General features: G+C 67.8%; 25 protein-coding genes. 12 read left to right on the top strand and 13 right to left on the bottom strand.

Going from position 1 to position 25303, the window contains the following annotated elements:
- Positions 1-242 precede the first annotated feature (242 nt).
- Both BHD05_RS08815 and BHD05_RS08810 read left to right on the top strand, forming a co-directional pair.
- A complete protein-coding gene (locus BHD05_RS08815) occupies positions 243-2147 on the top strand; it encodes an HNH endonuclease signature motif containing protein (RefSeq protein WP_161886103.1) in 1905 nt (634 codons plus the stop codon).
- A gap of 418 nt (positions 2148-2565) precedes the next feature.
- Positions 2566-3615, top strand: coding sequence for a DDE-type integrase/transposase/recombinase (locus tag BHD05_RS08810; RefSeq protein WP_161885076.1), 1050 nt, complete (start codon positions 2566-2568; stop codon positions 3613-3615).
- A gap of 119 nt (positions 3616-3734) precedes the next feature.
- On the opposite strand, the gene BHD05_RS08805 is transcribed toward BHD05_RS08810, so the two are convergent.
- From BHD05_RS08805 to BHD05_RS08775, 7 genes are all read right to left on the bottom strand, one after another.
- Positions 3735-4004 (bottom strand): hypothetical protein, encoded by a 270-nt coding sequence (locus tag BHD05_RS08805; RefSeq protein WP_161886102.1) that lies wholly within the window; start codon positions 4002-4004, stop codon positions 3735-3737.
- Between the two features lie 140 nt (positions 4005-4144).
- Positions 4145-5605 (bottom strand): amidohydrolase, encoded by a 1461-nt coding sequence (locus BHD05_RS08800; RefSeq protein WP_236966484.1) that lies wholly within the window; start codon positions 5603-5605, stop codon positions 4145-4147.
- Positions 5602-6216 (bottom strand): FMN-binding negative transcriptional regulator, encoded by a 615-nt coding sequence (locus tag BHD05_RS08795; RefSeq protein WP_161886101.1) that lies wholly within the window; start codon positions 6214-6216, stop codon positions 5602-5604. Before BHD05_RS08795 ends, BHD05_RS08800 begins: the two co-directional genes overlap by 4 nt.
- Before the next feature lie 60 nt (positions 6217-6276).
- Positions 6277-7302: an Fpg/Nei family DNA glycosylase gene (locus BHD05_RS08790; protein WP_161886100.1), complete on the bottom strand. Its 1026-nt coding sequence runs from the start codon at positions 7300-7302 to the stop codon at positions 6277-6279.
- A 4-nt stretch (positions 7303-7306) separates the two neighbouring features.
- The gene (locus BHD05_RS08785) at positions 7307-7822 is read right to left on the bottom strand and encodes a ribose-5-phosphate isomerase (RefSeq protein ID WP_161886099.1); all 516 of its coding nucleotides are present in this window, start codon (positions 7820-7822) and stop codon (positions 7307-7309) included.
- Positions 7823-7842: 20 nt separating this feature from the next.
- Positions 7843-8172, bottom strand: coding sequence for a cupin domain-containing protein (locus BHD05_RS08780; protein WP_161886098.1), 330 nt, complete (start codon positions 8170-8172; stop codon positions 7843-7845).
- Positions 8172-8801 carry a mycothiol-dependent nitroreductase Rv2466c family protein gene (locus tag BHD05_RS08775; RefSeq protein ID WP_161886097.1) on the bottom strand — a complete coding sequence of 210 codons (630 nt, stop codon included), beginning with the start codon at positions 8799-8801 and terminating at the stop codon, positions 8172-8174. The genes BHD05_RS08780 and BHD05_RS08775 overlap by 1 nt, the downstream gene beginning before the upstream one ends.
- Before the next feature lie 113 nt (positions 8802-8914).
- Here BHD05_RS08775 and BHD05_RS08770 point away from each other — a divergent pair, with 113 nt between their 5' ends.
- The 7 genes from BHD05_RS08770 (at position 8915) to BHD05_RS08740 (ending at position 17582) form a co-directional block, all read left to right on the top strand.
- Positions 8915-10777: an amylosucrase gene (locus tag BHD05_RS08770; RefSeq protein WP_418763843.1), complete on the top strand. Its 1863-nt coding sequence runs from the start codon at positions 8915-8917 to the stop codon at positions 10775-10777.
- 167 nt (positions 10778-10944) lie between these two features.
- Positions 10945-11535 carry a hypothetical protein gene (locus tag BHD05_RS08765; RefSeq protein WP_161886096.1) on the top strand — a complete coding sequence of 197 codons (591 nt, stop codon included), beginning with the start codon at positions 10945-10947 and terminating at the stop codon, positions 11533-11535.
- Between the two features lie 69 nt (positions 11536-11604).
- Positions 11605-14151: an aminopeptidase N gene (gene pepN / locus BHD05_RS08760; protein ID WP_161886095.1), complete on the top strand. Its 2547-nt coding sequence runs from the start codon at positions 11605-11607 to the stop codon at positions 14149-14151.
- A 55-nt stretch (positions 14152-14206) separates the two neighbouring features.
- Positions 14207-15166: an ABC transporter ATP-binding protein gene (locus BHD05_RS08755; protein ID WP_161886094.1), complete on the top strand. Its 960-nt coding sequence runs from the start codon at positions 14207-14209 to the stop codon at positions 15164-15166.
- Complete coding sequence (locus BHD05_RS08750; protein WP_161886093.1) at positions 15163-16017, top strand: ABC transporter permease subunit; 855 nt, start codon at positions 15163-15165, stop codon at positions 16015-16017. Before BHD05_RS08755 ends, BHD05_RS08750 begins: the two co-directional genes overlap by 4 nt.
- 60 nt (positions 16018-16077) lie before the next feature.
- The gene (locus BHD05_RS08745) at positions 16078-17091 is read left to right on the top strand and encodes a mechanosensitive ion channel family protein (protein ID WP_161886092.1); all 1014 of its coding nucleotides are present in this window, start codon (positions 16078-16080) and stop codon (positions 17089-17091) included.
- Between the two features lie 83 nt (positions 17092-17174).
- Positions 17175-17582: a globin gene (locus BHD05_RS08740; RefSeq protein ID WP_161887445.1), complete on the top strand. Its 408-nt coding sequence runs from the start codon at positions 17175-17177 to the stop codon at positions 17580-17582.
- Between the two features lie 152 nt (positions 17583-17734).
- On the opposite strand, the gene BHD05_RS08735 is transcribed toward BHD05_RS08740, so the two are convergent.
- From BHD05_RS08735 to truB, 4 genes are read right to left on the bottom strand one after another with little or no spacing between them, the layout of a single operon-like run.
- Positions 17735-18682 (bottom strand): bifunctional riboflavin kinase/FAD synthetase, encoded by a 948-nt coding sequence (locus BHD05_RS08735; protein ID WP_161886091.1) that lies wholly within the window; start codon positions 18680-18682, stop codon positions 17735-17737.
- A 3-nt stretch (positions 18683-18685) separates the two neighbouring features.
- The gene (locus BHD05_RS08730) at positions 18686-19129 is read right to left on the bottom strand and encodes a hypothetical protein (protein ID WP_161886090.1); all 444 of its coding nucleotides are present in this window, start codon (positions 19127-19129) and stop codon (positions 18686-18688) included.
- 53 nt (positions 19130-19182) lie between these two features.
- Positions 19183-19551, bottom strand: a complete 369-nt coding sequence (locus BHD05_RS08725) for a hypothetical protein (RefSeq protein ID WP_161886089.1) — start codon at positions 19549-19551, stop codon at positions 19183-19185.
- Positions 19548-20594, bottom strand: a complete 1047-nt coding sequence (gene truB, locus BHD05_RS08720; protein WP_161886088.1) for a tRNA pseudouridine(55) synthase TruB — start codon at positions 20592-20594, stop codon at positions 19548-19550. Before truB ends, BHD05_RS08725 begins: the two co-directional genes overlap by 4 nt.
- Positions 20595-20695: 101 nt before the next feature.
- Between truB and BHD05_RS08715 the strand changes: the two genes are divergently transcribed.
- On the top strand, positions 20696-21694 hold the full coding sequence (locus BHD05_RS08715; protein ID WP_161886087.1) for a ketopantoate reductase family protein: 999 nt from the start codon (positions 20696-20698) through the stop codon (positions 21692-21694).
- On the opposite strand, the gene BHD05_RS08710 is transcribed toward BHD05_RS08715, so the two are convergent.
- Positions 21691-22245: a nucleoside/nucleotide kinase family protein gene (locus tag BHD05_RS08710; RefSeq protein WP_161886086.1), complete on the bottom strand. Its 555-nt coding sequence runs from the start codon at positions 22243-22245 to the stop codon at positions 21691-21693. The genes BHD05_RS08715 and BHD05_RS08710 overlap by 4 nt on opposite strands.
- Before the next feature lie 137 nt (positions 22246-22382).
- On the opposite strand from BHD05_RS08710, the gene nhaA reads away from it, so the two are divergent.
- On the top strand, positions 22383-23849 hold the full coding sequence (gene nhaA / locus BHD05_RS08705) for a Na+/H+ antiporter NhaA (protein WP_161886085.1): 1467 nt from the start codon (positions 22383-22385) through the stop codon (positions 23847-23849).
- A 26-nt stretch (positions 23850-23875) separates the two neighbouring features.
- A complete protein-coding gene (locus BHD05_RS08700) occupies positions 23876-24754 on the top strand; it encodes an HhH-GPD family protein (RefSeq protein WP_161887444.1) in 879 nt (292 codons plus the stop codon).
- Between the two features lie 15 nt (positions 24755-24769).
- On the opposite strand, the gene rbfA is transcribed toward BHD05_RS08700, so the two are convergent.
- Positions 24770-25258 carry a 30S ribosome-binding factor RbfA gene (gene rbfA / locus BHD05_RS08695; RefSeq protein WP_161886084.1) on the bottom strand — a complete coding sequence of 163 codons (489 nt, stop codon included), beginning with the start codon at positions 25256-25258 and terminating at the stop codon, positions 24770-24772.
- Positions 25259-25303 lie beyond the last annotated feature (45 nt).

Here is a 25303-nt window from a genome sequence, read left to right as displayed (position 1 = left end):
GGGCGGTCGTCAGGGGCCGTCGTGAGCTGCGCTCGTTGGACTCCAACGCAGTGCACGCGGGCCCGGTGCTGCGCCGGGTCTTCTCCTGCGCTGTGTCTTCTTTCCTGCGCAGGGTCGTCTCTCCTGCACAGGGTCTTCTCTCCTGCACAGGGTCTTCTCCTGCACAGCCCTTGTGGAAAGATTCTTGTCCCCATCAGGCCTTTCCCCTTTCGAAAGTGTGTTCGAAGTGGGAGAATTGTGGCATGGAACAGCTCCCGAACACCCTCCGCGACACGGCTGACACCGTCGCTGGCCTTGGGGCGTGCGCGGGGGAGTTCACGGCCCTGGATGATGCGTCCCTGTTCGCCGCGCAACGCTCGGTCACCGCGCTGCGTCGTGCGGTGGACACCTATGCGGCGTGGATCGCGGCGGCGATCGCGAAGCACTCCGACCGGGCCCTGGGCCATGCCGGGATGGCGATCAGTGCCGGGTTCGTCAGCGCGGAGGCGTTGATCCAATCGATCTCCGGCAGCACCAGGGCCGAGGCCGCGAAACTGGTCCAGATCGGCACCCTGCTCGCCGAGACCGAAGCCGCCGAAGCCCTCGCCGCCGCCGATCCCACCGCCACCGCCACCGGCGGCACGCCCACCGCTGGTGCGCCGACCGCTGGTGCGCCGACCGCTGGTGCGCCGACCGCTGGTGCGCCGGTGTCCGATCCGGGCTCCCCGGCCAGCCCGGGGCCAGCCACCGACCCTGCCGAGCCGCGTTTCCCGGTCGGGATGCCGGTATGGCAGGCGCCAATCGCGCGGGCGGTCACCGCCGGGCTCCTCTCCCTCGATGGAGCCGAAGCAATCCGGCGCGGGTTGGGAGGGATCGATGACGCCGTCACCGCCGAGCAGCTCACCGCCGCCGCGGAACACCTCATCACCGCCATCAACCCCAGCAACCCCAGCAACCCCAGCAACCCCGGTAACCCCGGTAGTGCCGGCGCCGGTCGGGTGCTGGGTGCGGACGAGGTGCAACGCCTCGCCCGGCGGTTGCGGGACGAGCTCGACAGCGACGGCATCCGCCGGCGGGAGAAGGAGCAGTACGACCTGCGCGCGGTGCGCAAATGGCGCACCGCTGACGGCATGCACCACGGCATCTGGCACCTGCACCCCGAAGACGGCGCCCTGCTCGACTCGGCCCTGTCCACGATCCTCTCCCCGCGACGCGGCGGACCCCGATTCATCGATCCGGAAGAGAAAGCCAAAGCCCAGAAACTGGTCGAGGACCCCCGCACCGACGAGCAGATCCTCGCCGACGCCCTGATCGGCATGATCCGCATCGCCACCGACGCCGACCCCGGCACCATGTTCGGCTCCCGCCGCCCCGCCGTCCGGGTCATCATCACCAAAAAAGACCTCACCACCAACACCACACCCACCGCTGGCACAAGCACCGACGCGAGCACCGGCACCGGCACCGGCACCGGCACCCCGAGCGGCCCCACCCTCCCGGTCCTTCCGGTCCTTCCGGTCCTCCCACCACCGTCTCAATCCGCGCAGCCCCTCGCGCCGCCCCACCCGGCGCAACCGCCCCTGCCACCACCACCGCCACCGCGACTGCGGCTGCCCGGGATCAGCGCCGACCAGGGATGGATCGAGGGAACCCTCGACCCGATCTCGATCGAGACCATCCAGCGCAACCTCTGCGACACCGGACACATCCCCGTCCTATTCGACGACGACGGCCAATGCCTCAACGTCGGCCACACAAGGCGCCACTTCACCGCCCGCCAACGCATCGCCCTCGCCACCCGCGACGGAGGCTGCATGTTCCCCTCCTGCGACCGACCCCCCTCCTGGTGCGAAGCCCACCACATCAAACACTGGGACAGAGACAACGGACCCACCAACATCGACAACGGAATCCTCCTCTGCCGCAGACACCACCTCCTCCTCCACGACAACCACTGGGAAATCACCAACACCAACAACAACTACTGGCTCCAACCACCCCGAAACATCGACCCCACCCAAACCCTCATCCTGCTCCCCAGCAGAACCCCCACCATCACCGCCATCACCGCCATAGCCAGAAGGAACGCGAGCCCCTCTCTGTCAGGCTGGTGTGAGACATCCCGGGTTATGCGGGGTGTCTTGGGAGAGGGCGGGGAACGGACGTAATCATGTTGGAAGAATCAGGGCCACCGGCCCCGCATATTGACCCGGCTCAGAAGCCGGTCCGGAGGACTTACCCGGCCGAATACCGCGCTCGCGTGCTGGCAGAGTATGAGGCGGCCCCCCGCGGGTCGAAGTCCGCGGTCCTTCGACGCGAGGGGATCTATCAGACCCTGGTAGCGGAGTGGGCGAAAGCCCGAGACGCGGAAGCGGCTGGGACCACGTATCGGCGGGATCGCGCCCCGCGATCGAAGGAGTCCTCGGCGGCTGCCCGGGCGGTGAAGTTGGAGGCCGAGAACGCTCGTCTGCATCGCCGGCTGGCGCAGACCGAGGCAGCGTTGGACGTGATGGGAAAAGCGCACAGGCTCTTGGAGCTGCTCTCGGACAGCAGCCCCTCGAGCCAGCCCGGGACGGGGCAGGACAAGTGACTGCGGGAACGGTCCTCGATGACGCGTTCACTGCGCTGATCGGATTGGCGGTCACGGTCGTGGCCGCGTGCGCGTTGACCGGCCGGTCGCGGGCGACCCACTACCGGCGGATCTCCCCGCCGGTCCGGAAGATCGATCCGATCCCGCAGGCAGCACGGGCCAAGCCGCCATCGACCCTGTCCGAAACGGAACGCGGACAAGTCCTCGCGGTCATCAACTCTCCCGCCTACCAGGACCTGTCGATCTGTCAGATCTGGGCACGGGAGTTGGACGAGGACCGGTACCACTGCTCGATGTCGTCGATGTATCGCATCGCCAGGGCTGCCGGGCAGACGCGGGAACGGCGGCGTCTGGCGACGCATCCGGCGAAGGTCAAGCCCGAGCTGGTCGCTTTGGGCCCGTCGCAGGTGTGGTCGTGGGACATCACCAAGCTCCGCGGCCCGCGCAAGGGCGTCTGGTATCACCTCTACGCCCTGATCGATATCTACTCGAGGTACTCGCCCAGCCATGTCGTCTGCGCTGCCGAGGACTCGGTCGTCGCCCGCGACTTCATCGACGACGCGATCGGCCGCAACGGCACCGCCCCGCACACCGTCCACGCAGACCGGGGCACCTCGATGACCTCGAAACCCGTCTCCGCACTGCTGGCCGATCTCGGGATCACCCGCACGCACTCGCGCCCGAGGGTGTCCAACGACAACCCGTACTCCGAGGCGCAATTCAAGACCCTGAAATACGTTCCCGACTTCCCGCACCACTTCTACTCGCTGGCCGAGGCGAAGCAATTCTGCGACGGATTCTTCACCGACTACAACCACATCCACCATCACTCCGGGATCGGCTGGCACACCCCAGCATCCGTGCATTTCGGCACCTACCAGGACATCGACCAGCAACGCTCGGTCACCCTGAACCGGGCCTTCAACGAGCACCCCGAACGCTTCACCCGACGACCCCGCCCGCCACAGATCCGCACCGAGGTCTGGATCAACGAACCCCAGAAAGAGGCCCTCCCGATCAACGACCAAACCACGCAAACAGTCTAGAAAGCACATGTCTCACTTGACTTGACAAATTCCGAGCCGACAATGAAGAAATTGGATGCCGGACGCTCTGGGCAAAGCCTCGGACCGGGGCGTGGAGTCGTCCCACGCGGGCAGCGCGGTCATGGGCCGACCGATCCTTGCCGCCAGGAGGATCCGCGCACACGACACGAAACCGCGCTCTGGCTGATCGCTCCCCTGCCGATCTCGTCCCTGCCGATCTCGTCCGTGCCGATCTCGTCCCTGCCGCGCAGCCCACCCTGCCACCCCGCAACACGGCTGGCCACGCGTCCATCAGCACCATCCTGGCTCCCGGCCATCCCGGCTACGCCGACCATCCCGGCTACGCCGACCATCCCGGCTACGCCGACCATCCCGGCTACGCCGACCATCCCGACCTCGCGGCCACCATCCCAGCCACGTCGACAAGACAGCCAGGCGACAATTTGTGGCAGCCTCGAGCAGGCCACCGAATCGGGTGCGGATTTGACCGGTTCTCCCACGATCAGGGCTGCTGCCGAGCCCCAGCCGATCAGAGTTCGTTGTGCGTGAAGTACCCCGCGAGCAGCGTCGCGGCCACCGGCATCGCCCTGAGCTGGTCGAGAGGGGCAGTCAGCGGGTCGATGTCGAGAATCGCGAGGTCGGCCACATTGCCAACGGCCACGCTCCGCACCCCGTTGGTCGACGCGGCGAGAGCCTGCGCGATAGTAATGCGCTGCTCCGGATGCCACGGCTCACGGCCATCCCTCGTGCGACCCACAGCCGCCGCGATCGTCACCCAGGGGTCGAGCGGCGCGACCGGAGCGTCGGATCCGAGGATCAGTTCCGCACCGGCATCCAGCAGACTGCGCAGCGCGAACGCGCGATCGGTACGTCCCGACCACAAACGGTCGGCGATGTCGCGATCGTCCATCGCATGCTCCGGCTGTACGCTCGCGGCGACACCCAGCGCCGCGAAGCGCGCGCAGTCGACGTCGCGGACGAGCTGGGCGTGCTCGATACGTCCGGAACAGCCCGCCGCCGCGAACGAGTCGAGGGCGAGCCGATTCGCCTCGTCCCCGATCGCGTGAACCGCCGGGATGAGCCCCGCGCGGGATGCCTTGCGCATCAGCGCAACGAGTTCGACGGTCGGCAGATTGAGCTGCCCGCTTGCATCCGGCCCCACGAGCCCCTCATAGGGCTCGCCGCAGAACGCGGTTCGGGTATTGAGCGACCCGTCGGTGATGATCTTGAACGGTCCGACGCTCAGCAGACCGTCTGTGCCCTCGATCACCTGCCCCGTACGCAGTCCGGCCTCGATGGCCGAGTCCAGCCACGGCGTGTAGACGCCCACCGCGATCCGCAGACCCCTGAACCCCGCCGCGAATCGCCGGGTCCAGTCCTGCACGGTGTCGGCCATCTCGAGATCGACGACTCCGACGACGCCGCGCCTCGCGACATCCGTCGCCGTCGCCGCCACCCAATCGTCGAGCACATCGGCGGGGACCGTCTGAGCCTCGGTGGTGACTTTGAACGCGTCCTCCTCGCGAAGAAGGCCGGTCGGATGCCCCCCCATGCCGAACGCCGCCAGCGCGGCGCTGTTAAGCCAAGCGCAGTGCAGGTCGCCACTCAGGACAACAACCGGAATGTCGCCCACGACCGCGTCGAGGTCGTGCTTGGTCGGTGGCGCCGCCCACATGCCGTCACGGAATCCGAAGCCGATGAGCGGCAGCCCCTCGGCCGGCCGATCGGCGGCGGCCATAATCGCCGCCGCGTCGGTCGCCGAGGTTGCAGCAGTGAGGTCGACCCGGCGACGCGTCAGAGCGGTCTGGGTGAGGTGCACGTGCCCGTCCCACAGGCCCGGCATGACGTAGCGGCCGTCGAGGTCGATCGTCGCTGTGCCCGTGAGCCCCGTTCCGATCCCGGTGATCACGCCGTGCTTGAGCAGGATGTCGACGGGCGCGCTCGCGCCGATACCGCCGACGATGCGCGCGCCCTTCAGCAGCAGGCTCACTCGCCCTGCACCAATCGCATTTCGCGGGCGAGGGCTGGCTGGGCGTAGTGGTTGCCGTGCTCGAGTTGCTCGACGATGCGGTCGACGACCGCGCCGGGCTTGTTCTGGCTCAGCTTGAGCCGCGCATCGAACCTCGTGACGACGAGCCGAAGGCCGACCGTGCCGCGGGCGATGCGGCGCGCCTGAGCCTCGTCGATATCGAGGCTCATCGGTTCGGGCAGGGGCGCCTCGAAGTGGTCGACGAGCTCGCCGAGCACGCGGAAATTCTCCTCGTCGCTGAGGACCTCGGGTGTGCCGTAGAGGTGGGCTGTCACGTGGTTCCAGGTCGGCACGAAGTCGTCGGATGCGTACCAGCTCGGCGAAATGTAGCCGTGCGGCCCCTGAATGATCACGAGCACCTCGTGCCGACCGAGCTCATGCAGCTGCTCGTCCGGGCGGCCAACGTGGCTAACGATGCTGATCTGGTCGGTGCCCTCTTCAAGGATGACCGGGTAGTGCGATGCGACGAGGCCTGTGCTGGTGTTCGAAACGATCGTGGCCCACGGGTTCTCGCGGATGAGCCGGCGGACCTCATCCGGATCATCAAGCACGTACTGGGGAGTGTTGCGCATCCGACAATCCTCTCTCACTGCGGCGGCTTGCCCTCAAGGCACGCTCATCGTGCCGCCCGGTCAGGCCTGATCCTTCGGACACCAGTAGAGTTTGCGCCCCGCAGCCATCTCGACAGCGATGGGAGTTCCGCAGACCCGGCACGGGAGGCCCGCGCGATGGTAGACCCAGTGCCGATCTTCACGGTGGGCGAGCGCAGCCGCTTTCTGCTTAGCACCGAGCCGGTCCATGGTCATCATCTGCCCGTGCTGAACCCCGAGCTTCAACAGCTTCGACCAGTCCCGCCAGAGCGCCCGCACCGTCTCCTCCGGCACATCCCGGCCGGGCGTGTGAGGGTTGAGGTGCGCCCGGAACAGGAGTTCCGCACGGTACACGTTGCCGATCCCGCTCACAACGGACTGGTCCATGAGCAGCAGCCCGATTGGCGTCGGCTTCTTGCGCACGACCTCGACAAAGCGGTCCTCGCTGCGCTTGCCCGGATCAACGAGCGGGTCAGGGCCAAGCCGAGCGATCACGGCCTGCACCTCTTCCGCGCCCAGCACCTCGCACGCGGTCGGACCCCGCAGGTCGGCGACGGTGTCGTGGGTGAGCAGCCGCACCCGCACGGCGCCGATCGGCTCGGGCGGGAAGGTGTCGGCGCCGGGCCCGAGCTTCTCCTGCTCCGCCATGCGCAGGCGCGCAACGCGGGGCGCGCCGATGCTGTGGAGCGAGTCCTCCCCCGCGGCGTCAACCGTGACGGGCTGGCCCGGCGTGCCGAGCTCCCCCGGCGTGCCGCTCTGCTCCGGGGTGCCCTTTTGGTTCGTCTGCCCCATGCGCCCGTTCGCGGCAAGCACAGTCGCGTCCGCCGTGATGTCGCCCGCGAAGTCCCAGGCGCCATACATGCCGAGGTGAACGCGCAGCCAGCGCTCGTGGTCGAACTCGAGGAACATCTGCTTGCCGACCGCACGCGCATCGGTCATCACGTGCCCGTCGAGCTCCGCGGCCCCCGCCGCGAACCTGCCCTGCGGCGACGACGCCGAGACCCGCTTGCCCACAAAGTGGAGGCGGAATTGCCGGGCGATGCGGTGGACGGAATGACCTTCAGGCATCTGGCTAGACGCGTCCGGGCTCTGGCGCCGCGGGCGAGTCGATTCGGTGCCCGGCGATGCGCCCGCTGCGCTCATACTCGGCGAGCTGCGCGATTCGGCGCGCGTGGCGTTCCTCGTTCGTGTACGGCTGCTCGATGAACGCGTCGATGAACGCCTTTGCCTCCTCGACCGTGTGCTGGCGGGCTCCGATTGAGATCACGTTCGCGTCGTTGTGCTCGCGGGCGAGCCGAGCCGTCGCGTCACTCCAGACGAGTGCGGCGCGCGCACCGGTCACCTTGTTCGCCGCGATCTGCTCGCCGTTCCCGGATCCGCCGAAGACGACGCCGAGGGACGGAATCCCGGCCGCCTGCTCGGCGACGACCGCGATCGCCGCGTTGATGCAGAAGCTCGGGTAGTCGTCGAGCGGGTCGTAGCTCTGCGGACCGTGGTCGACGACCTCGTGCCCTGCACCACGGAGGTGCGCCCGGAGGTCGCGGCTGAAATCGAGCCCGGCATGGTCGGTGGCGATATGGATTCGCATGACCCAGAGTCTAGGAGCAGTCAGGCGAGGTAGATCTTCCTCAGCGTCTCTGTGACAGTCCAGACGGTCGCGGTGCCAGCGTCGAAACGGCCCACCGACCCCGGCAGCAGCTCGACCCGTGCCGAGCCGTCGGCAAACTCGATCCGTCCGCCCCCGGCGACGACGACGAACAGCTCATCCACCTCGACATCCGACATCGCACCCGGCGACATTTCCCATACGCCGTACTCGCGTCCGGCGAAGGTGCCGAGCGCGACCGAGCCGGTCGTCGGCTGGCCGGCTACCACCTGCTCCGCCGGAACCGGTTCATGGGATAGCACTGCGGCGAGCGCTTCGGCGTGATCAATCATCAGTCGAAGATGGGGCCCCGGGTACGGGATCGCTTGAGCTCGAAGAAGCCGTCGTAGGATGCCGCGGCGACGACGCCGTCCCAGAGCACGAGTGCCCGCTCGCCCTTGGGCGCCGGCGAGATGACGGGTCCGAAGAACGCGACGCCGTTCACGGCGATCACGGGTGTGCCGACATCCTGTCCCACCCGGCCGATGCCCTCAAAGTGCGACGCGCGCATCTGCACGTCGTACTCGTCGGTGTCGGCGAAGCGGGCGAGGTCGGCGGGAAGGCCCGCTTCATTTAGCGCCGCGGGGATCACCGAATCCGGATCCGCGTCGCCCTCCAGATGGATGCGGGTGCCGAGCGCGTCGTAGAGGTCCTTCACCGCCTCCTGGCCGTGGATCTCCTTCGCCGCCGCGACGAGCCTCGTGTACTTGAGCGCCCTCGGCAGGAATGCACTGTGGGCGTCATCGACGTCGTTGTCCTCGTTGAGCACCGCGAGGCTCATAATGTTCCAGGTGACCGCGATGTCGCGGTGCCTGGCCACCTCGTCTACCCAGCGTGAGGTCATCCACGCCCACGGGCAGGACGGGTCGAACCAGAATTCGACGCGAACGGTGTCAGAAGCGGCAGCAGGAACAGAAGTCATTGTTCAAGCCTATCCGCGTCGCGACGCGCGATTGCTGAGCGCGGTTCTAGACTTGAATCGTGCCGCCCCCTACTGACGACGACCGCGCCCACGCATCCCGGCTCTGGAAGAACGTGTCGGAACTCTGGTCGGGCACAGCCGCCGACCTCGACGACCTCACCGCGCGGTTCACGGCGATGTACCCGACACTTCGGGAGCTCTTCACCGAGGTATACGGCGAACGCGACGACTGCGACGAGCAACTCGCCCTCCTCGTGCAGCAGATGGCCGACTCGTGGCAGGACCGGGCGCCGGAGCTGAAAGAATTCGACGCCCGCCGGGAGGCGAACCCCGACTGGTTCCAGTCCGCCGACATGCTCGGCGGCGTCTGCTACGTCGACCGGTACGCCGGAGACCTCGACGGGGTGCGGGCGAAGATCCCGTACTTCCAGGAACTCGGCCTGACCTACCTGCACCTCATGCCGCTGTTCCTCGCGCCCGAGCGCAACTCCGACGGCGGCTACGCGGTGTCCAGCTATCGGGACGTCAATCCGGCACTCGGCGACATGGACCAGCTTCGCGTGCTCGCCGCAGACCTCCGTGCCGCCGGAATCTCGCTCGTGGTCGACTTCATCTTCAACCACACCTCGAACGAGCACGAGTGGGCGAGGCGCGCCATCGCGCGCGACGACGGCTTCGAGGACTACTACTGGATGTTCCCTGACCGGGAGATGCCCGACGCCTACGAGCAGACGGTGCGCGAGATCTTCCCGGACGACCACCCGGGCTCGTTCGTGCAACTCGAGGACGGGCGTTGGGTGTGGGCGACCTTCCACTCGTTCCAGTGGGACCTGAACTACTCCAACCCCGCGGTCTTCCGCGCGATGGCGGGAGAGATGCTGTTCCTCGCCAACGTCGGAATCGACATCCTTCGCATGGACGCCGTCGCCTTCATCTGGAAGCAGCTCGGCACCGTGTGCGAGTCCCTCCCCCAGGCGCACACACTGATTAAGGCCTTCAACGCCGTCTGCCGAATCGCGGCTCCGTCACTGCTGTTCAAGTCGGAGGCGATCGTGCACCCCGATGAGGTGGTGCGGTACATCGATCCGGCCGAGTGCCAGCTCTCATACAACCCGCTGCAGATGGCGCTGATCTGGGAGTCGCTTGCGACACGCAGCGTCGGGCTGCTCTCCCAAGCCCTGGACCGGCGGCACAACCTGCCGGCGGGCACCGCGTGGATCAACTATGTGCGAAGCCACGACGACATCGGCTGGACGTTCTCAGATGAGGATGCCGCGGAGCTCGGCCTCGACGGCACTGAGCACCGGCGCTTCCTCAACGCCTTCTTCGTGAACCGGTTCGAGGGCAGCTTCGCCCGGGGGGTGCCGTTCCAGGACAACCCGCGCACGGGCGACTGCCGCATTGCCGGCACCACGGCATCCCTCGTCGGTCTCGGGCAACACCACCCGGGCGCGATCAGCCGCATCCACCTTGCCCACTCCATCGTGCTGAGCACCGGTGGTATCCCTCTGATCTACCTCGGTGACGAGGTCGGCCAGCTCAACGATTACAGCTACACCGACAACCCCGACCATGCCCTCGACAGCCGCTGGGTGAACAGACCGCCGTATCCGGCCGACCGCTACGCTGAACGCGATGACCCGCGCACCGATGCCGGCATGATCTACGCGGGCCTGCACCGTCTCATCGAGGTGCGTCGCGATGCGCCGGAGCTCGCCGGCGGGCAGCTGATCGGCTTCGAAACGAACAACCCGCACGTTCTGGGCTACCAGCGGCCGGGCGCCGGCACGACCGTGCTCGTGCTGGCGAACTTCGCCGACACTGACGAACTCGTCTCGGCCGCGACGCTGTCGGGTTTCGTCCCGAGCGCGCACGAGCTCACCCGTGGCGAGGACGTGTCGCTTGCGGGCGGGCTGCGACTGCGGCCGCACGAATTCGCATGGCTCAGAACCGCCGAGGTCAACCCACCGAATTAACAGGCATTGGGACTGGCCCCGCCCGGCCAGCAGTAGGAGACTTTAATCCCGATGGATTCCGGTTTCTCTGGAGGTGTCTCATGGCAGCAATCAGTAACCTTTCACCCGACATGATGCCTGTGCTGTCACGCGGCAAGCATCGCAGCCCCAAACGCGGAGCATGCTTCATGGAGTTCGCATCGTTCCTCGCGGGCGAGCGGTGGACCGACCACCCGACGTGCACGCATCCCGCCCTCGCCTCTCTCTCCCGGCTGGTGAACGATTGGACGACGGATGCGAGCCGCTCGCGGCTCGGTGAGATGATCCCGTCGGTCATCGGCCTGGTCGGCGATGACGAGCGGGTCGAACTCACCATCGCCGTCCGCGCCGCATCCGCAGCGCTTCCCGTCGCGAGCGAAGCCCGCCAGCGCGCCCTCGCCGTCGGACTCATCCGCTGCGAGGCAAGGCTCGCCGAGGTCGACCCGGAGGGTGCCGCCGGGGTGAACCTGATCGTCCGTGCCGCCTTGAACCGCGCCCCACTGGCTGAACTGTGGGCGACCCAGCAACTCGCCTCGCTGATGAGGCGCCAGCCTAAGGCGTTCGCACCGATGTACGACGCCATCGTCAATGTCGCCGTCGCCGGAATCGGCGAGGCGTGCATCGACAACCCGGACGAGCGACTCCGCAAACTACTGCAGACGGCGATCGACGATTGCGACCGGTTGCTGCGCACGCCGGACCAGTCGCGGCAGCGAACGGTGTCGCTCACTCCGGCCTGACCTGATCCGCGTGACGGATAGGGTGGGGTCGTCGGTCACGAGCCGACCCGCCGTCACGAAGGAGAAGTTGTGCCAGGAGAAAACCTCACCAGGGTCGAAGCGCAAGAGCGGAAGGCCACGGTGTCGGTCGAGAACTACGACATCACCCTCGACCTCACGACCGACAGCGAGACCTTCCGCAGCACCACCGTGGTGCGTTTCTCCGCGAGTGCCGGAGCGTCGACCTTCATCGATCACCTCACCCGCACCGTGCACTCAGTGCACCTCAACGGCCGCGAGCTCGACCCGGCCGCGGTGAACGACGGCGTGCGCATCCAGCTCCACGACCTCGCCGACCTCAACGTGCTCACCGTCGTCGCCGACGCGGAGTACACCAACACCGGCGAAGGACTGCACCGATTCGTCGACCCTGTCGATGACGAGGTCTACCTCTACTCGCAGTTCGAGGTGCCCGACTCCCGCCGCGTCTTCGCCGTCTTCGAACAGCCGGACCTCAAGGCCACCTTCACCTTCACGATCACCGCTCCGGCCGCGTGGGCCGTCGTCAGCAACTCGCCCACCCCGACGCCCGAACCCATCGAGGGCACGACCAGTGCGACGTGGCGGTTCGCCCCCACCCCGGTGCTCTCCAGCTACGTCACCGCCATCGTCGCTGGCCCGTACCAGGAGACCCGTTCGACGCTGACCTCGAGCGACGGTCGGGTGATCCCCCTCGGTATCTTCGCCCGCAAGTCGCTCAGCCAGTACCTCGACGCCGATTACATCTTCGCGAAGACCCGCGAGGGGTTCGCGTACTTCGAGGAGAAGTTCGACTACGCGTACCCGTTCGAGAAGTACGACCAGCTGTTCGTGCCGGAGTTCAACGCCGGCGCGATGGAAAACGCTGGCGCGGTGACCTTCACCGAGACCTACGTGTTCCGTGGCAAGGTCACCGACGCCGTGCGCGAGCGCAGGGTCGTCACGATCCTGCACGAGCTCGCCCACATGTGGTTCGGGGACCTCGTCACCATGAAGTGGTGGAACGACCTGTGGCTCAACGAGTCCTTCGCCGAGTGGGCCTCCACGATCGCCACCGCCGAGGCGACCGAGTGGACCGAGGCCTGGACCACCTTCCAGGCGATGGAGAAGAGCTGGGCCTACAAGCAGGACCAGCTGCCCTCCACCCATCCGGTGTTCGCGACGATCAACGACCTCGAAGACGTGCAGGTCAACTTCGACGGCATCACCTACGCGAAGGGCGGCTCCGTACTCAAGCAGCTCGTCGCCTGGGTCGGCATCGACGCCTTCTACGCCGGCGTCGCGGCGTACTTCAAGAAGCACGCCTACGGCAACACCGAACTCGGAGACCTGTTCACCGAGCTCGAAGCGACCAGCGGCCGCGAGCTGACCGAGTGGTCGAAGCTGTGGCTCGAGACCGCCGGCGTCAACACGCTGCGCCCCGAGATCGAGACGGATGCGGCGGGCAAGATCACCTCGTTCGCTATCCTCCAGACTGCGGCGCCGGACTACCCGACGATCCGCCCGCACCGCCTCGCCATCGGCTTCTATGACCTCGCCGGCGGCAAGCTCGTGCGCGACGACCGGCTCGAGACCGATGTCGACGGCGAACGCACCGAGGTGCCGGGCTTCGTCGGCCGCCAACGCCCCGCGCTCATTCTCGTCAACGACGACGACCTCGCCTACGCCAAGGTGCGCCTCGACGAGCAGTCGCTCGGAACCGCGATCGACCACCTGTCCGCGATCGACAACCCGCTTGCGCGAGCAATCGTCTGGGGCTCGGTGTGGGACTCCACCCGCGACGGCGAGTCCACGGCCAGCGACTATGTGCGCCTCGTGCTCGGCAACATCGCGACCGAGTCGGAGTCGACCACCATCCGCACGACGCTCACCCAGCTGCTCACAGTGGTGCGCATCTACGTCGACCCCGCAACCAGAACCGAGACGCTGAAGAACGTGGCCGACAAGCTGCTCGAGCTGGCCAGGGCGGCGGATGCCGGATCCGACGCGCAGTTCCAGTTCGTCAAGTTCTTCGCGAACCTCGCCAACACGCCTGAGCATGTCGCGGCCCTGCGCGGTCTGCTCGACGGCTCCACGCCGCTCGACGGGCTCGAGGTCGACACGGATCTCGGCTGGGAGCTGCTCGAAGGTCTCGTACTCAACGGCGCCGCCGGCCTCGAGGAGATTCGCCAGGCACTGGCCAAGGACAACACCGCCAACGGTCAGCAGGCCGCTGCTCGCGTGACCGCCGCGATCCCGACCACCGAGGGCAAGCTCGCGGCGTTCTCCTCCCTCGTCGACAGCGACGAACTGCCGAACGCCATCGTGCGCCAGACCACGGTCGGTTTCCAGCACACGAATGACCCGTCGTCACTCCAGCCGGTCGTCGCGCGCTACTTCGACAGCATCCGCGGCATCTGGGAGTCGCGCTCGCACTCGATCGCCGAAAACCTCATCGTCGGGCTGTACCCCGCCGGCCTCGCCAACGCCGCACTGCGCGACGCGACGACGAGCTGGCTCACCGCGAATCCCGACACGCCCGCGCTCCGTCGCCTCGTGATCGAGAATCTCGCGGGCGTCGAGCGTGCCCTCATGGTGCAGGCGAAGGACACCGAGTAGGGGCGATCCGCGGCTGCCGCGCTGCGCGTCACACTGATTAGATGAGGATAATTTCATGATTGAAGCGCGCGAGCTCAGCAAACATTACGGGAGCAAGAAGGCGGTCGACGGCATCAGCTTCACTGTGCGCCCCGGCATGGTCACCGGATTCCTCGGGCCGAACGGCGCGGGAAAGTCAACGACGATGCGCCTCATCGTGGGACTCGACAGGGCCACTTCCGGATCGGTCACGGTGAACGGCAAGCCCTACGCCGCCCATCGTGCACCATTGCGCGAGGTCGGAATGCTTCTTGACGCGAAGGCGATCCACACCGGCCGCAGCGCCGTGAATCACCTTCTCGCTGTCGGCGCGACCCACGGTATCGGTCGCACGCGCGTCGACGAGGTCATCGGCCTGACCGGGCTCGACTCCGTCGCGCGCAAGCGCGTCGGCGGCTTCTCGCTCGGCATGGGCCAGCGCCTCGGCATCGCCGCCGCGCTGCTCGGCGACCCCGCGACCCTTGTGCTCGACGAACCCGTGAACGGACTCGACCCCGAGGGCGTGATGTGGGTGCGGAGCCTCGCGCGCCAGCTCGCCAGCGAGGGCCGCACCATCTTCCTCTCATCTCACCTGATGAGCGAGATGGCCCTGACCGCCGACCACATCATCGTGCTCGGCCGCGGCCGGGTCATTGCCGACGCGCCCGTCGCCGACATCGTCGCTCTCTCCGGTGGAACCCTCGTGCGGGTTCGCACCCCGCACGCGGCACGGCTGCGCGAACTGCTCGCCAGCACAGAGCTCGGCACCCAGGTCCAGGTGCATCCCGGCTCGAGCACGAACGAACCCGACGTATTTCAGGTAAGCGGTCTCGACGCCGCCCGGATAGGCGAACTCGCGGCATCCGCGGGCCTCGCACTGCATGAGCTGACCCCGGTGGCGGGATCTCTCGAGGAGGCCTACATGTCCCTCACCCAGAACGAGGTCGAGTACCACGCAGGCGGAACCGCGTCGGCGTCTGAAGGAGCGTCCCAATGAGCACCACCACACAACACTCCGTCTCGGCGGACCGGCCCGACCGGCCCAGCGGGCTCACTTTCGGCGGGATCCTGAGATCCGAGTGGATCAAGCTCGTCAGCCTCCGCTCCACCATCTGGTGCTACGCCCTCATCGTCGTCGTCGGCGTCGGATTCGGCGTGCTCATCGCGCTGACCTCCCCCGCTCCGACCACGGGAACGGTTCCGGATGCCATTCAAGGGTCCACCGCGGTGCAGGTGGCCACCCTCGCTCTGGGATTCACCGCCCTCGCGAGCGTCGTGCTCGGCGCCCTCGTCATCACCGGCGAGTACGGAACCGGAATGATCCGCTCCACTTTCGCTGCGGTGCCGACCCGCCTCCCCGCCCTGTTCGGCAAGATCGTCGTGTTCGGTGTGACGACCTTTGTGGTCGGGCTCGTTACGATTTTCGGTACCGCGCTGGTCACTGCGCCGATGCTGCCGGGCATCGGCGTCACTCCCGACTTCACCGATCCCGCCTACCTCCTCGCCCTCGTGGGCGGGGCGGGATACCTCGCACTGGTCGGCGTCTTCGCGCTCGCAATCGGGGCCATCGTGCGCCATAGCGCGGGCGCCATCGCATCCGCGCTCGGTGTGATCCTGGTACTTCCGACGGTGGTCCTCATCCTCTCTGCGATCACGCAGGCGGAGTGGATCCAGCGCGCCGCCGCCTTCCTCCCCGACGCCGCCGGCTCCAGAATGTCCGCCTACACCGCGGGAGAGGTCGCCTCGGCCAACAGTCTCGCGCCGTGGCAGGGCCTCCTCGTGCTGCTCGCCTGGGACGCGGCGCTTGTGCTGGTCGCCGCCGTACTGATGAAGCGCCGGGATGCCTAGCCCCCACGCTCACGCGGGCACGGGGCATCGGCGGAGGGCGCGCGAATACACTGGGCGGATATGACTGCTCCCGCTCCTGACCAGATCCCCTTCGACTGGGACGCCTTTCGTGCCTCGCTGAGTTCATTCGTGGTGCAATTCGAGTGGCTTTTCCAGATTCTCGGAATCATCATCGGGGCCATCGTTCTCCGTATTGCGCTGCACTTCGTGATTCGCCGAGTCGTGAACCGTGTCGTCTCCGGTGTGAAGAAAAGGCAGAACGTCGACGACACGCAGTCGATCACCGCGTCGCCGCTCGCTGCCGTGCGAGTCGTGCAACGCACCAGAACCCTCGGCTCGGTTCTGAACAACGTCGTCAGCGTAGTCATCGTTATCGTGGCGCTGCTTCTCATCGTGACCGCGATCAACACCGACATCATCGGTTCGTTCGCCCTCATCACCGCAGCCCTCGGCGCCGGCCTCGGCTTCGGCGCTCAGAACATCGTCAAGGATGTGCTCAACGGCCTGTTCATGGTCGCCGAGGACCAGCTGGGTGTCGGCGACGTCGTCGATCTCGGCGAGGCCATCGGCATCGTCGAGAACGTCGGCATCCGGGTCACCCAGGTGCGCGACATCGATGGCACGCTCTGGTTCGTGCGCAACGGCGAGATCCTACGCGTGGGCAACAAGTCGCAGGGTTGGGCCCGGGTCATCATCGACCTCCCTGCCCCGTACCACTCGGATGTCGAGGCGGTGCAGGCGACCCTGCTCGCCACAGCAAATGAGATGGCGAACAGTCCGCAGTGGCGCCGCAAGATCATCGAGAAGCCAGAGATCTGGGGTCTCGAGTCAATCTCCGCCGAGGCTCTCGTGATCCGGCTCGTGATGAAGACGCGCACGGCCGACCAGTGGGACGTAGCGCGGGAGCTGCGCTTCCGGCTGAAGAAGGCGCTCGACGACACAGGAGTGAACCTTCCCGCGCTCAACCGCGTCGTGTTCGACGGCCAGAGGGAGACCTCGCAGCCTGTCGGCGATGGAGCGCTCCACGGCACTGCCCCGGTCAAGACGGTACCCAAGGATCGGAGCGCCACGTGATCGACATCACCCCGGCCGGCCCCTCAGACGGAGCGGCCTCTGAGGGCGCCGTGCCGACGCCAGTCGGCGCCCTCCCGGTGACCCTGCGAGGAGCCGAGCACGGCGCCGCGGTCGGCGAGAACTTCTACACCCACGTCGGCGGACGCGCGACCTTCGAGAAGCTCGTGCGCGCCTTCTACGCCGGCGTGCGCGAGGATCCGAAGCTGTGGCCGATGTACCCAGCATCCGACCTCGAAGGGGCCATCCAGCGCCTCACGGGATTCCTCGAGCAGTACTGGGGTGGGCCGGGCACCTACAGCGAGCAGCGGGGCCACCCGCGCCTGCGCATGCGGCACCAGCCGTTCCGGGTGAATCCGGAGGCGCGCGACCGGTGGCTCGCGCACATGCGGGTTGCCGTCGACAGCCTCGACCTCGCACCGCTTGACGACGCAATGCTGTGGGACTACCTCGAGCGCGCCGCCCACGCAATGGTGAACACGTTCGACGAGTAGCCGCTCAACAAACCCTGCGCGACTGACCCGCACGTGCGGCCCCAACGGGCCACGACACAACTTAGTTGGGCAACTCGCGGGAGGTGAGAGCACGGTCACGCCCGGGGCTGTGACGCGGTCCCGACATCCGCCCCGTGCGGTGCCGGTTGCTGCTAGCCGACGGCGTTCGCCCGGGCGAGCACTCCGCGCACGTCGAGGGTGTCCTGGCCCATCTGGGCGATGAGCTCGTCAAGCGAGTCGAACTTGGCCATTCCACGGATGTGTTCGACGAATTCGACCTCGACGATCCGGTCGTACAGGTCAAGGTCTTCGTCGAGCACGTGCGCCTCGACCTGGCGCTCCGGCACCCCCTCGAACGTCGGGTTGTTGCCGATCGAGATCGCGGCCGGCATCGTCACTCCGTCGACGGTGAGGCGTCCGGCATAGACGCCGTCCGCGGGAATGAACCCCTCAAGCTGAGGCGACAGGTTCGCCGTCGGGTAGCCCAGCGCGCGTCCGCGCTGCTGGCCGTGCACGACCATGGAGCGCACTGAGGGGTGCCGCCCGAGCAGGCGTCCGGCCTCCGCCACGTCGCCGGCGGCGAGAAGCTCCCGGATGCGAGTGGACGAGACCCGGCCGTCGCCGTCGTCGAGCCGCGGCTCGAGCTGCCGCACGTCGAAGCCGAGATCGGCGCCGAGTCGGGTGAGCAGCGCGAAGTCTCCCGTGCCTCCCGCGCCGAAGCGCGTACCGGGCCCGACGAGCACGACCCGCGCATCGAGGGCGACGACGAGCACCCGGCGCACGAACTCCTCCGCGGTCATCGAGCTGAGCGCCGGGTCAAAGGGCAGCTGCACGAGGGTGCCGACCCCGGTGCTCTCAAACAGTTCGCGCTTCTGGTCGTTGCTCGCGATCGCCTCGGGGCAGCGCTCGGGGGCGAGGAGGCTGAGCGGATTGCGGTCGAAGGTGATCGCCGCAGGCTCGAGTGCGCGCTTGCGCGCGACCGAGAGGAGCGCGTCGAGCACGTGCCGGTGTCCGACGTGCATGCCGTCGAACTTGCCAAAGGTCACGGCTGTGGGCCCGAAACCGACCGGAATGGAGTTGAGGGAGTCGAAGAATCGCATGGTCTAGCGTCGCGAGCCCGCGACGCCCTCCTCGATCTGCTCCCGCTTCGACGGGCGCCGTTGATACAGCCAGAGAAGACCGAGCACCGGGAGGAAGAGCGGGATGAAGAGGTAGCCGCGGCCGAAGAACGACCACACCGTATCAGCGGGGAACAGCACCGGGTCGACCACGCTGAGGGTTCCGACGACAAGCACGCCGAACAGTTCGAACCCGATCGTTGCCCACGCGATCGCATACCAGCGGGGGCCACGCGCGACGAGGGCGATCGTGGCGACCACGTAGACGACCGCCGCGACGGCGGACAGCACATAGGCGATCGGCGCGGTGTCGAACTTCGTCAGAATCTGGAAAACCGAGCGCCCCGTCGCGGCGAGGGCCAGGATCGCGTACACGACAACGAGAACCCGGCCGATGCCGGATGTGCGGGGAGAACCTGTCTGAACCATCAGCATCAAGATTAGGCCAATCGGCTGGGTCCGCCCGCCGGGCGCGGCGGGCGTCAGGCCAGCTGCACGAACCAGATTTCGTTCATGCGGTACAGCATCACGGCAATCGACAGGCAGGTGACCCCGAGCACGACGGTGCTCCACCGGTTGCGCTCGACAAGGGCCCACAGCCCCGCGAGAGGGGGCAGGATGATCGCCGAGACGAGGTACAGGTAGAACTCGAGCAGGCTGCCCGTCGGCACGTTGCCCACGAGCGGAGCGGTGAGCGAGACCACGAGCTGGGCGAGAAGCAGCAGCTCCACGAGGAGCGTCGCGCCCAGGGTGAGATCGGCTGGAGCGCGACCGGCGAGCCCCAGGCCCAGGCAGAGCAGACCGGCGGCGACGGCGACCCCGACCTGCAGCCAGGTGAACCACTCGATCATGCCGTCACCTCGTCGGTCGGGAAGTTCACGAGCGGCTTGCCGACGCCCGAGTCGATCGTCAGCAGCCCCACAAGGCGCCCGTCCGGCGCGAGCGCGGCGACGGGCGCGGCATCCGCAGCGTCGGCGAACCGGATGCGCTTGCCGTGGGTCAGGTCGATGACCTGCTGCGCGTCGAGCGCGATCGTCGGGAACAACGCCGACGCGACATCCGCCGGTGCGACCAGGTGCTCGGCGACAACCATCGTTGCGAGGTCCGCCGCATCCTCGACCCGGAAGGGGCCGATGCGCGTTCGGCGCAGCGCGGTGAGGTGACCGCCGACGCCCAGTGCAGCGCCGAGATCGCGGGCCAGCGCGCGGATGTAGGTGCCGGACGAGCACTCGACCCGCACATCGAGGTCGAGGTTGATCGTCGCGGCGCCCGCGGCCTGGTCCGCAGTCTGGCCCGCGGCGGTTGCCGCGGCGGTTGCCGTGTCCGTTGCCGTGTCCGTGGCCGTGTTCGCCGTGTTCGCCGCGGTCTCGGTCTCGGTCTCGGCCTCGGTCTCGGCCCGGACTTCCACGCGACGCGTGCCGAGGAGCTCGAAGGCCGACACTGTCACGGCGCGCGAACGCAGCTCGACACTCTCCCCCGCCCGGACGAGCGCGTAGGCTCTCTTGCCGTCGACCTTGATCGCGCTCACGGTGCTCGGCACCTGCTCGATGTCGCCCGTGAGCCTCGCGATCTCGGCGACGATCGCCTGCGGCCTGATGGCATCGATGTCCTCGGTGGTGGCCTGATCGAGCCGGTCGCCCTCGCGGTCGTCGGTCACGGTCGACGCTCCGAGGCGAATCGTGGCGAAATACTCCTTGTCGAGGCCGACCACATAGGTGAGCAGCCTGGTCGAACTGTTGATGCCGAGCACGAGCAGGCCGGTCGCCATCGGGTCGAGGGTGCCGGCGTGGCCGACCTTCTTCGTTCCCGCGCGCTTGCGGGTGCGGGAGACCGCGTCGTGGCTCGTGATGCCCGCGGGCTTGTCGACGAGCAGGATGCCGCTGGTGCCGCTCACGAGCCGGCCGGAGTGCGCGTCAGGCCGCCGCGGAGGGAAAGGGTCACCCACTAAGCGTACGAGAAGTCGGACTGGCTCCCGCGCGCCCTAGGCTGGATGACATGAAGGTGGCGGTGATCGGCGCGGGCGCCGTCGGGGGAACCATCGCCGCGCTGCTGCACCGCGCCGGGCACGAGGTCGAGGTCACCGCACGGGGCGAGCACCTCGCGGCGATCGCCGACCGCGGCATCCGGCTCTCCGGCGCGTGGGGCGAGCATGTCGCCCACGTGACCGCGTCGGAGCGACTGCAGGGCGCTCCCGACATCGTGTTCGTCACCACGAAGGCCCACGACGCCGCGGCCGCGGTGAGCGACGCCGGAGACCTGCTCGACGGCATCCCCGTCGTCATCGTGCAGAACGGGCTGGGCGGGATGTCGGTCGCGAGCACGGCGAACCCGCGCGCACGAGTGGTTGGGGCACTCGCACTCTTCGCCGCGTCGTACCTGTCCCCCGGCGATGTCGCCGTGACGGCCACCGGGTCGGTGTATCTCGGGGCGGATGCCGGCGGCGCGGCTATTCTCGCCGAGAGCGTTCTCGGAAATGTTCTGCCCGTGGTCGTGACGCCCGATTTCGCCGGCGCACTCTGGACGAAGCTCGTTGTCAACCAGATCAACGCCCTCCCGGCCATCACCGGGATGAGCGCCCAGGCCGTCATCGCCGACCCTGGCCTCCGGAGAATCATGACCGACGGCATGCAGGAGACCGTGCGGGTCGCCCTCGCGACCGGCGTGCGGTTCGCGCCGCTGCAGGGGCTCTCCCACCCGATCCTGATCACCTTCGGGCGGGTGCCGTTCGCGGTCGCCCAGCTCCTGCCGCTCCTCTTTGCGCGGCGCATGGGCGCGGTCCCCAACCCCGGTTCGACCCTGCAGAGCATCCGTCGCGGGCAGCGAACCGAGGTCGACTACCTCAATGGGGCGGTCGTCGAAGCCGCTCGGGCGGCGGGCCGCGCCGCGCCGGTCAACTCGGCACTCGTCGCCCTCGTGCACGAAGTGGAGGCCAGAGGCAGATTCCTGGCCCCGGCCGAGGTGTTTGCGCGAACTGGCCGTTCGGGACGGCGCTAGCAGGCGTCAGCGAAAACCCGGCGCGGATGCTCGGGGTCGGTATTGTCGATGATCGCCACCGCAGCGGCTCGCGGGTGCGCCTCGGCCGCATAGAGCTTGTCGGCGGCGAGCCCCGGCGCGGAGTCCAGCCAAATCGAGTAGCTCCACAGTCCCGCGAGCTCTGGCCGGTTGAGGAATACCCCATCCACCAGGAGGATCGCGTCTGCGGGGACCGTTTGCTCCTGCTCCCGGGTCTCGCCGGAACGGAACGGATGCGCGAGCACACGGCGGAACTCGTCGTAATCGAACGAGTCTCGGTAGAGGACCTCGGCCGAGTCGCTCCCGCGCGCGCTCCGCTCCGACGCCGGCCGAAGGAACTCCTCTATCGACGCGCGCACGACGTGGCTGCCGAGCGCCCGGCACGCGTCCGCGAGGTCGTTCGCGAATCGTGCGGTCTCCTGCCCATCGACACCGTCCACGGCAACGAGCGCGCGACCGCGGGAGTAGTTGTGCAGGATCTCGCGTGCGAGAGCCTCGAGGGTGTCGGCTCGCGCGGGTGTCCATTTCGCCATGGGCGCAAGCATAAGTCAGCTCAGGACCAGCCGGAGCGAGCGCCGCACGGGTTCGATCGCCGGTAGACTCTCGCGAAGGTGAGCTGGGAAGTCTGGTCGGCATTCTCGTCGTTGTACCCCAATCCCCCAGGAGATCCATGACATCCAGCACTCCCCCGAGCGCTCCGCAGAACACGATCCCGGCCCGCGGGAGTTACCGCGAAGCCCTCCGAATCGGCGCCGTCCTCCGCCGGGAGACCGTCGGCGGCATCCTGCTCGTCGTTGCCGCTGTGATCGCTCTCATCTGGGCGAACTCCCCCGCCTCCGACAGCTACTTCGCGCTGAGGGACTTCCGCATCGGCTACGAACCGTGGCACCTCGAGTTGAGTCTCGGAGCCTGGGCGGCCGACGGCCTGCTGGCAATCTTCTTCTTCCTCATCGGTCTAGAGCTCAAGAAGGAGTTCGTCGCCGGGGACCTTCGCACGTTCAACCGTGCCATCGTGCCCGTCGCAGCCGCCGCCGGCGGGGTCGCCGTTCCCGCGTTGATCTACACCGCCGTCAACATCTTCAGCCCCGAAACACTTCGCGGGTGGGCGATCCCCACCGCCACCGACATCGCGTTCGCCGTCGCGGTGCTCGCGATCGTCGGGTCGCACCTGCCGAGCGCACTGCGCATCTTCCTTCTGACGCTCGCGGTGGTCGACGATCTTATCGCCATTACCATCATTGCCATCTTCTACTCCGACGATGTGCAGTCGACACCCCTGCTGCTCGCTCTGATCCCGTTCGCCCTCTACGCCTTCCTCGCCCAGAAGTACCGCCTGTTCTTCCACCGCCGCGCCTCGGCCGCCTGGCTCGTTCTCCTGCCCATCGGATTCGTCGTCTGGGCACTCGTGCACGCGGGCGGTATCCACGCGACCGTCGCCGGTGTTCTGCTCGGCTTCACTGTGCCGGTTTTGCACCGCAGGTCCGGCGGCGGTGACACCAACGGGCCGGGCCTCTCGGAGGTCTTCGAGCACCGCTTCCGCCCGCTCTCGGCCGGCTTCGCCGTGCCCGTGTTCGCATTCTTCTCCGCTGGGGTCACCATTGGCGGCTGGGATGGGCTGGTCTCCGCCGTCACCGACCCGGTCGCGCTCGGCATCATCCTCGGCCTCGTCGTCGGCAAGCCGATCGGAATCGTCGGAACCACTTGGCTCATGTCGAAGATCAGCAGGGTTCGTCTTGACCCCTCACTGCGCTGGATCGACCTCATCGGCGTCGCCATCCTCGCGGGCATTGGATTCACGGTGTCACTGCTCATCGCCGACCTGAGCTTTACACCCGACGGCACCACGAACGATCATGCCAAGGTGGGCATCCTGCTCGCCTCCGTGCTCGCAGCCCTGCTCGCGTCGGTGATCCTGCGGGCGCGCAACCGCACCTACCGCCGCATCGAGGCCGAGGAGGCCGTCGACGCCGACCATGACGGGATCCCCGACGTGTACCAGCAGAATGACGTGTACCAGCAGGACGATGTCCACCAGCAGGACAGGGATGCCGAGACCGAGCCGCCGACGCGCCGAGGGCACGAGGCGGATCTCGCCGTGGGCGAGGACAGCCCGCCGGCCGGCGACTCCCGCCGCTGAACTCCGGGGCCCGCCAGCTGTCCTAGATTGGACGGGTGAGCATCGCCCCGGACCTCAGCGACTGGTTCCGCGCCAACGCCCGCGACCTGCCGTGGCGCCGACCGGGGTTCACTGCGTGGGGGACGCTCGTGAGCGAGTTCATGCTGCAGCAGACACCCGTTGCGCGCGTCATCCCCCGGCTGGCCGAGTGGCTCGAGCGCTGGCCAAGTCCGAGCGCCCTCGCCGCAGCGCCGCCCGGTGACGCAGTTCGGGCCTGGGCGAGCCTGGGCTATCCTCGGCGCGCCCTCAACCTGCACGCATGCGCCGTCGCGATCGCCGAGCTCCACGGCGGAGTCGTGCCGGAGGATGTCGACCAGCTGCTCGCGCTGCCTGGGGTCGGGCCGTACACGGCACGCGCGGTCGCGGTCTTCGCCTACGGCCACCGGCATCCGGTCGTCGACACCAACGTGCGCCGCGTGCTCGCGCGGGCCGTCGACGGGCTGGGCGAGCCGGCACCCCCCTCGACCCGGCGCGACCTCGCGGCGATGGACGCACTGCTGCCGGTGACGCTCACCGACGCACGGGTGTTCAATGCCGCGGCGATGGAGCTCGGCGCGATCGTCTGCACCGCGCGCGCGCCCAAGTGCGATGAGTGCCCGATCCGGGATGCCTGCGCCTGGCGTGCCGAGGGGTATCCGGTCTACCTCGGCGCGCGCAAGCCGGTGCAGAAGAGGTTCGAGGGCTCCGACCGCCAGGTTCGCGGGCTGATCCTCGCGGAGCTGCGCGCTGTGGACGTGCCCGTTCCCGCAAGCGAGCTCACCGCTGTCTGGGCCGACGGCACCCAGCGCTCCCGCGCGATCGCCGGGCTGCTCAGCGACGGTCTGGCTGTGCGGACGGATGCGGGCTACGCCCTACCCGGACACTGACCGCACGCGCGACGTTCAGGCCTTGGCTGTGTCGTCGAGGTCGTTGTCGTCGAGGTCGTCCTCGGCGTCGAGCTCCTCGCCAATGACGCGCGGCTTCACATACGGGTCCTCGTCGCCGGCGTACTTCGCGGTCTTCTTGAGCGTCTCGACCTCAAGGTCGCGCTTGGTGGCCTCGGCGAGCAGCTCCTCGATGTGCTTGGCATTCTCGGGGATCGCGTCTGCGATGAACTGCAGCGAGGGGGTCAGGCGCGACGTGAGGTTCTTGCCGACCTCGCTGCGCAGCATCCCGGTCGCCGACTTGAGGGCGGCGGCCGAGTCGGCGCGCTCCTCCTCGGAGCCGTAGACGGTGTAGAACACGGAGGCATGCTGCAGGTCGCCCGTCACCTTCACGTCGGTGATGGTGACGAAGCCGATGCGCGGATCCTTGATGCCACGCTCCAGAGTCTTGGCGACGATCACCTTGATGCGGTCCGCCATCTTTGCGGCGCGTGCCGGATCAGCCATTTCAGTGTTCCTTTGTTCTTCGTGTCATTCAGTGGTGGTGCTGCC

This window comes from Marisediminicola antarctica (assembly GCF_009930795.1).
In the GTDB taxonomy this organism is placed as follows: Bacteria; Actinomycetota; Actinomycetes; order Actinomycetales; family Microbacteriaceae; genus Marisediminicola; species Marisediminicola antarctica.
The sequence above is the reverse complement of the archived record's forward strand: the minus strand, read 5'-3'. Positions and strand labels throughout refer to the sequence as shown.

Coding starts and splice junctions, on each gene's coding strand:
- BHD05_RS08755 (WP_161886094.1), top strand. CDS start 14,207: ATGATTGAAGCGCGCGAGCTCAGCAAACATTACGGGAGCAAGAAGGCG.
- BHD05_RS08805 (WP_161886102.1), bottom strand. CDS start 4,004: ATGGTCGGCGTAGCCGGGATGGTCGGCGTAGCCGGGATGGTCGGCGTA.
- BHD05_RS08745 (WP_161886092.1), top strand. CDS start 16,078: ATGACTGCTCCCGCTCCTGACCAGATCCCCTTCGACTGGGACGCCTTT.
- BHD05_RS08750 (WP_161886093.1), top strand. CDS start 15,163: ATGAGCACCACCACACAACACTCCGTCTCGGCGGACCGGCCCGACCGG.
- BHD05_RS08735 (WP_161886091.1), bottom strand. CDS start 18,682: ATGCGATTCTTCGACTCCCTCAACTCCATTCCGGTCGGTTTCGGGCCC.
- rbfA (WP_161886084.1), bottom strand. CDS start 25,258: ATGGCTGATCCGGCACGCGCCGCAAAGATGGCGGACCGCATCAAGGTG.
- BHD05_RS08790 (WP_161886100.1), bottom strand. CDS start 7,302: ATGCCTGAAGGTCATTCCGTCCACCGCATCGCCCGGCAATTCCGCCTC.
- BHD05_RS08725 (WP_161886089.1), bottom strand. CDS start 19,551: ATGATCGAGTGGTTCACCTGGCTGCAGGTCGGGGTCGCCGTCGCCGCC.
- BHD05_RS08730 (WP_161886090.1), bottom strand. CDS start 19,129: ATGGTTCAGACAGGTTCTCCCCGCACATCCGGCATCGGCCGGGTTCTC.
- BHD05_RS08715 (WP_161886087.1), top strand. CDS start 20,696: ATGAAGGTGGCGGTGATCGGCGCGGGCGCCGTCGGGGGAACCATCGCC.
- BHD05_RS08785 (WP_161886099.1), bottom strand. CDS start 7,822: ATGCGAATCCATATCGCCACCGACCATGCCGGGCTCGATTTCAGCCGC.
- BHD05_RS08795 (WP_161886101.1), bottom strand. CDS start 6,216: ATGCGCAACACTCCCCAGTACGTGCTTGATGATCCGGATGAGGTCCGC.
- nhaA (WP_161886085.1), top strand. CDS start 22,383: ATGACATCCAGCACTCCCCCGAGCGCTCCGCAGAACACGATCCCGGCC.
- BHD05_RS08710 (WP_161886086.1), bottom strand. CDS start 22,245: ATGGCGAAATGGACACCCGCGCGAGCCGACACCCTCGAGGCTCTCGCA.
- BHD05_RS08815 (WP_161886103.1), top strand. CDS start 243: ATGGAACAGCTCCCGAACACCCTCCGCGACACGGCTGACACCGTCGCT.
- BHD05_RS08765 (WP_161886096.1), top strand. CDS start 10,945: ATGGAGTTCGCATCGTTCCTCGCGGGCGAGCGGTGGACCGACCACCCG.
- BHD05_RS08780 (WP_161886098.1), bottom strand. CDS start 8,172: ATGATTGATCACGCCGAAGCGCTCGCCGCAGTGCTATCCCATGAACCG.
- BHD05_RS08775 (WP_161886097.1), bottom strand. CDS start 8,801: ATGACTTCTGTTCCTGCTGCCGCTTCTGACACCGTTCGCGTCGAATTC.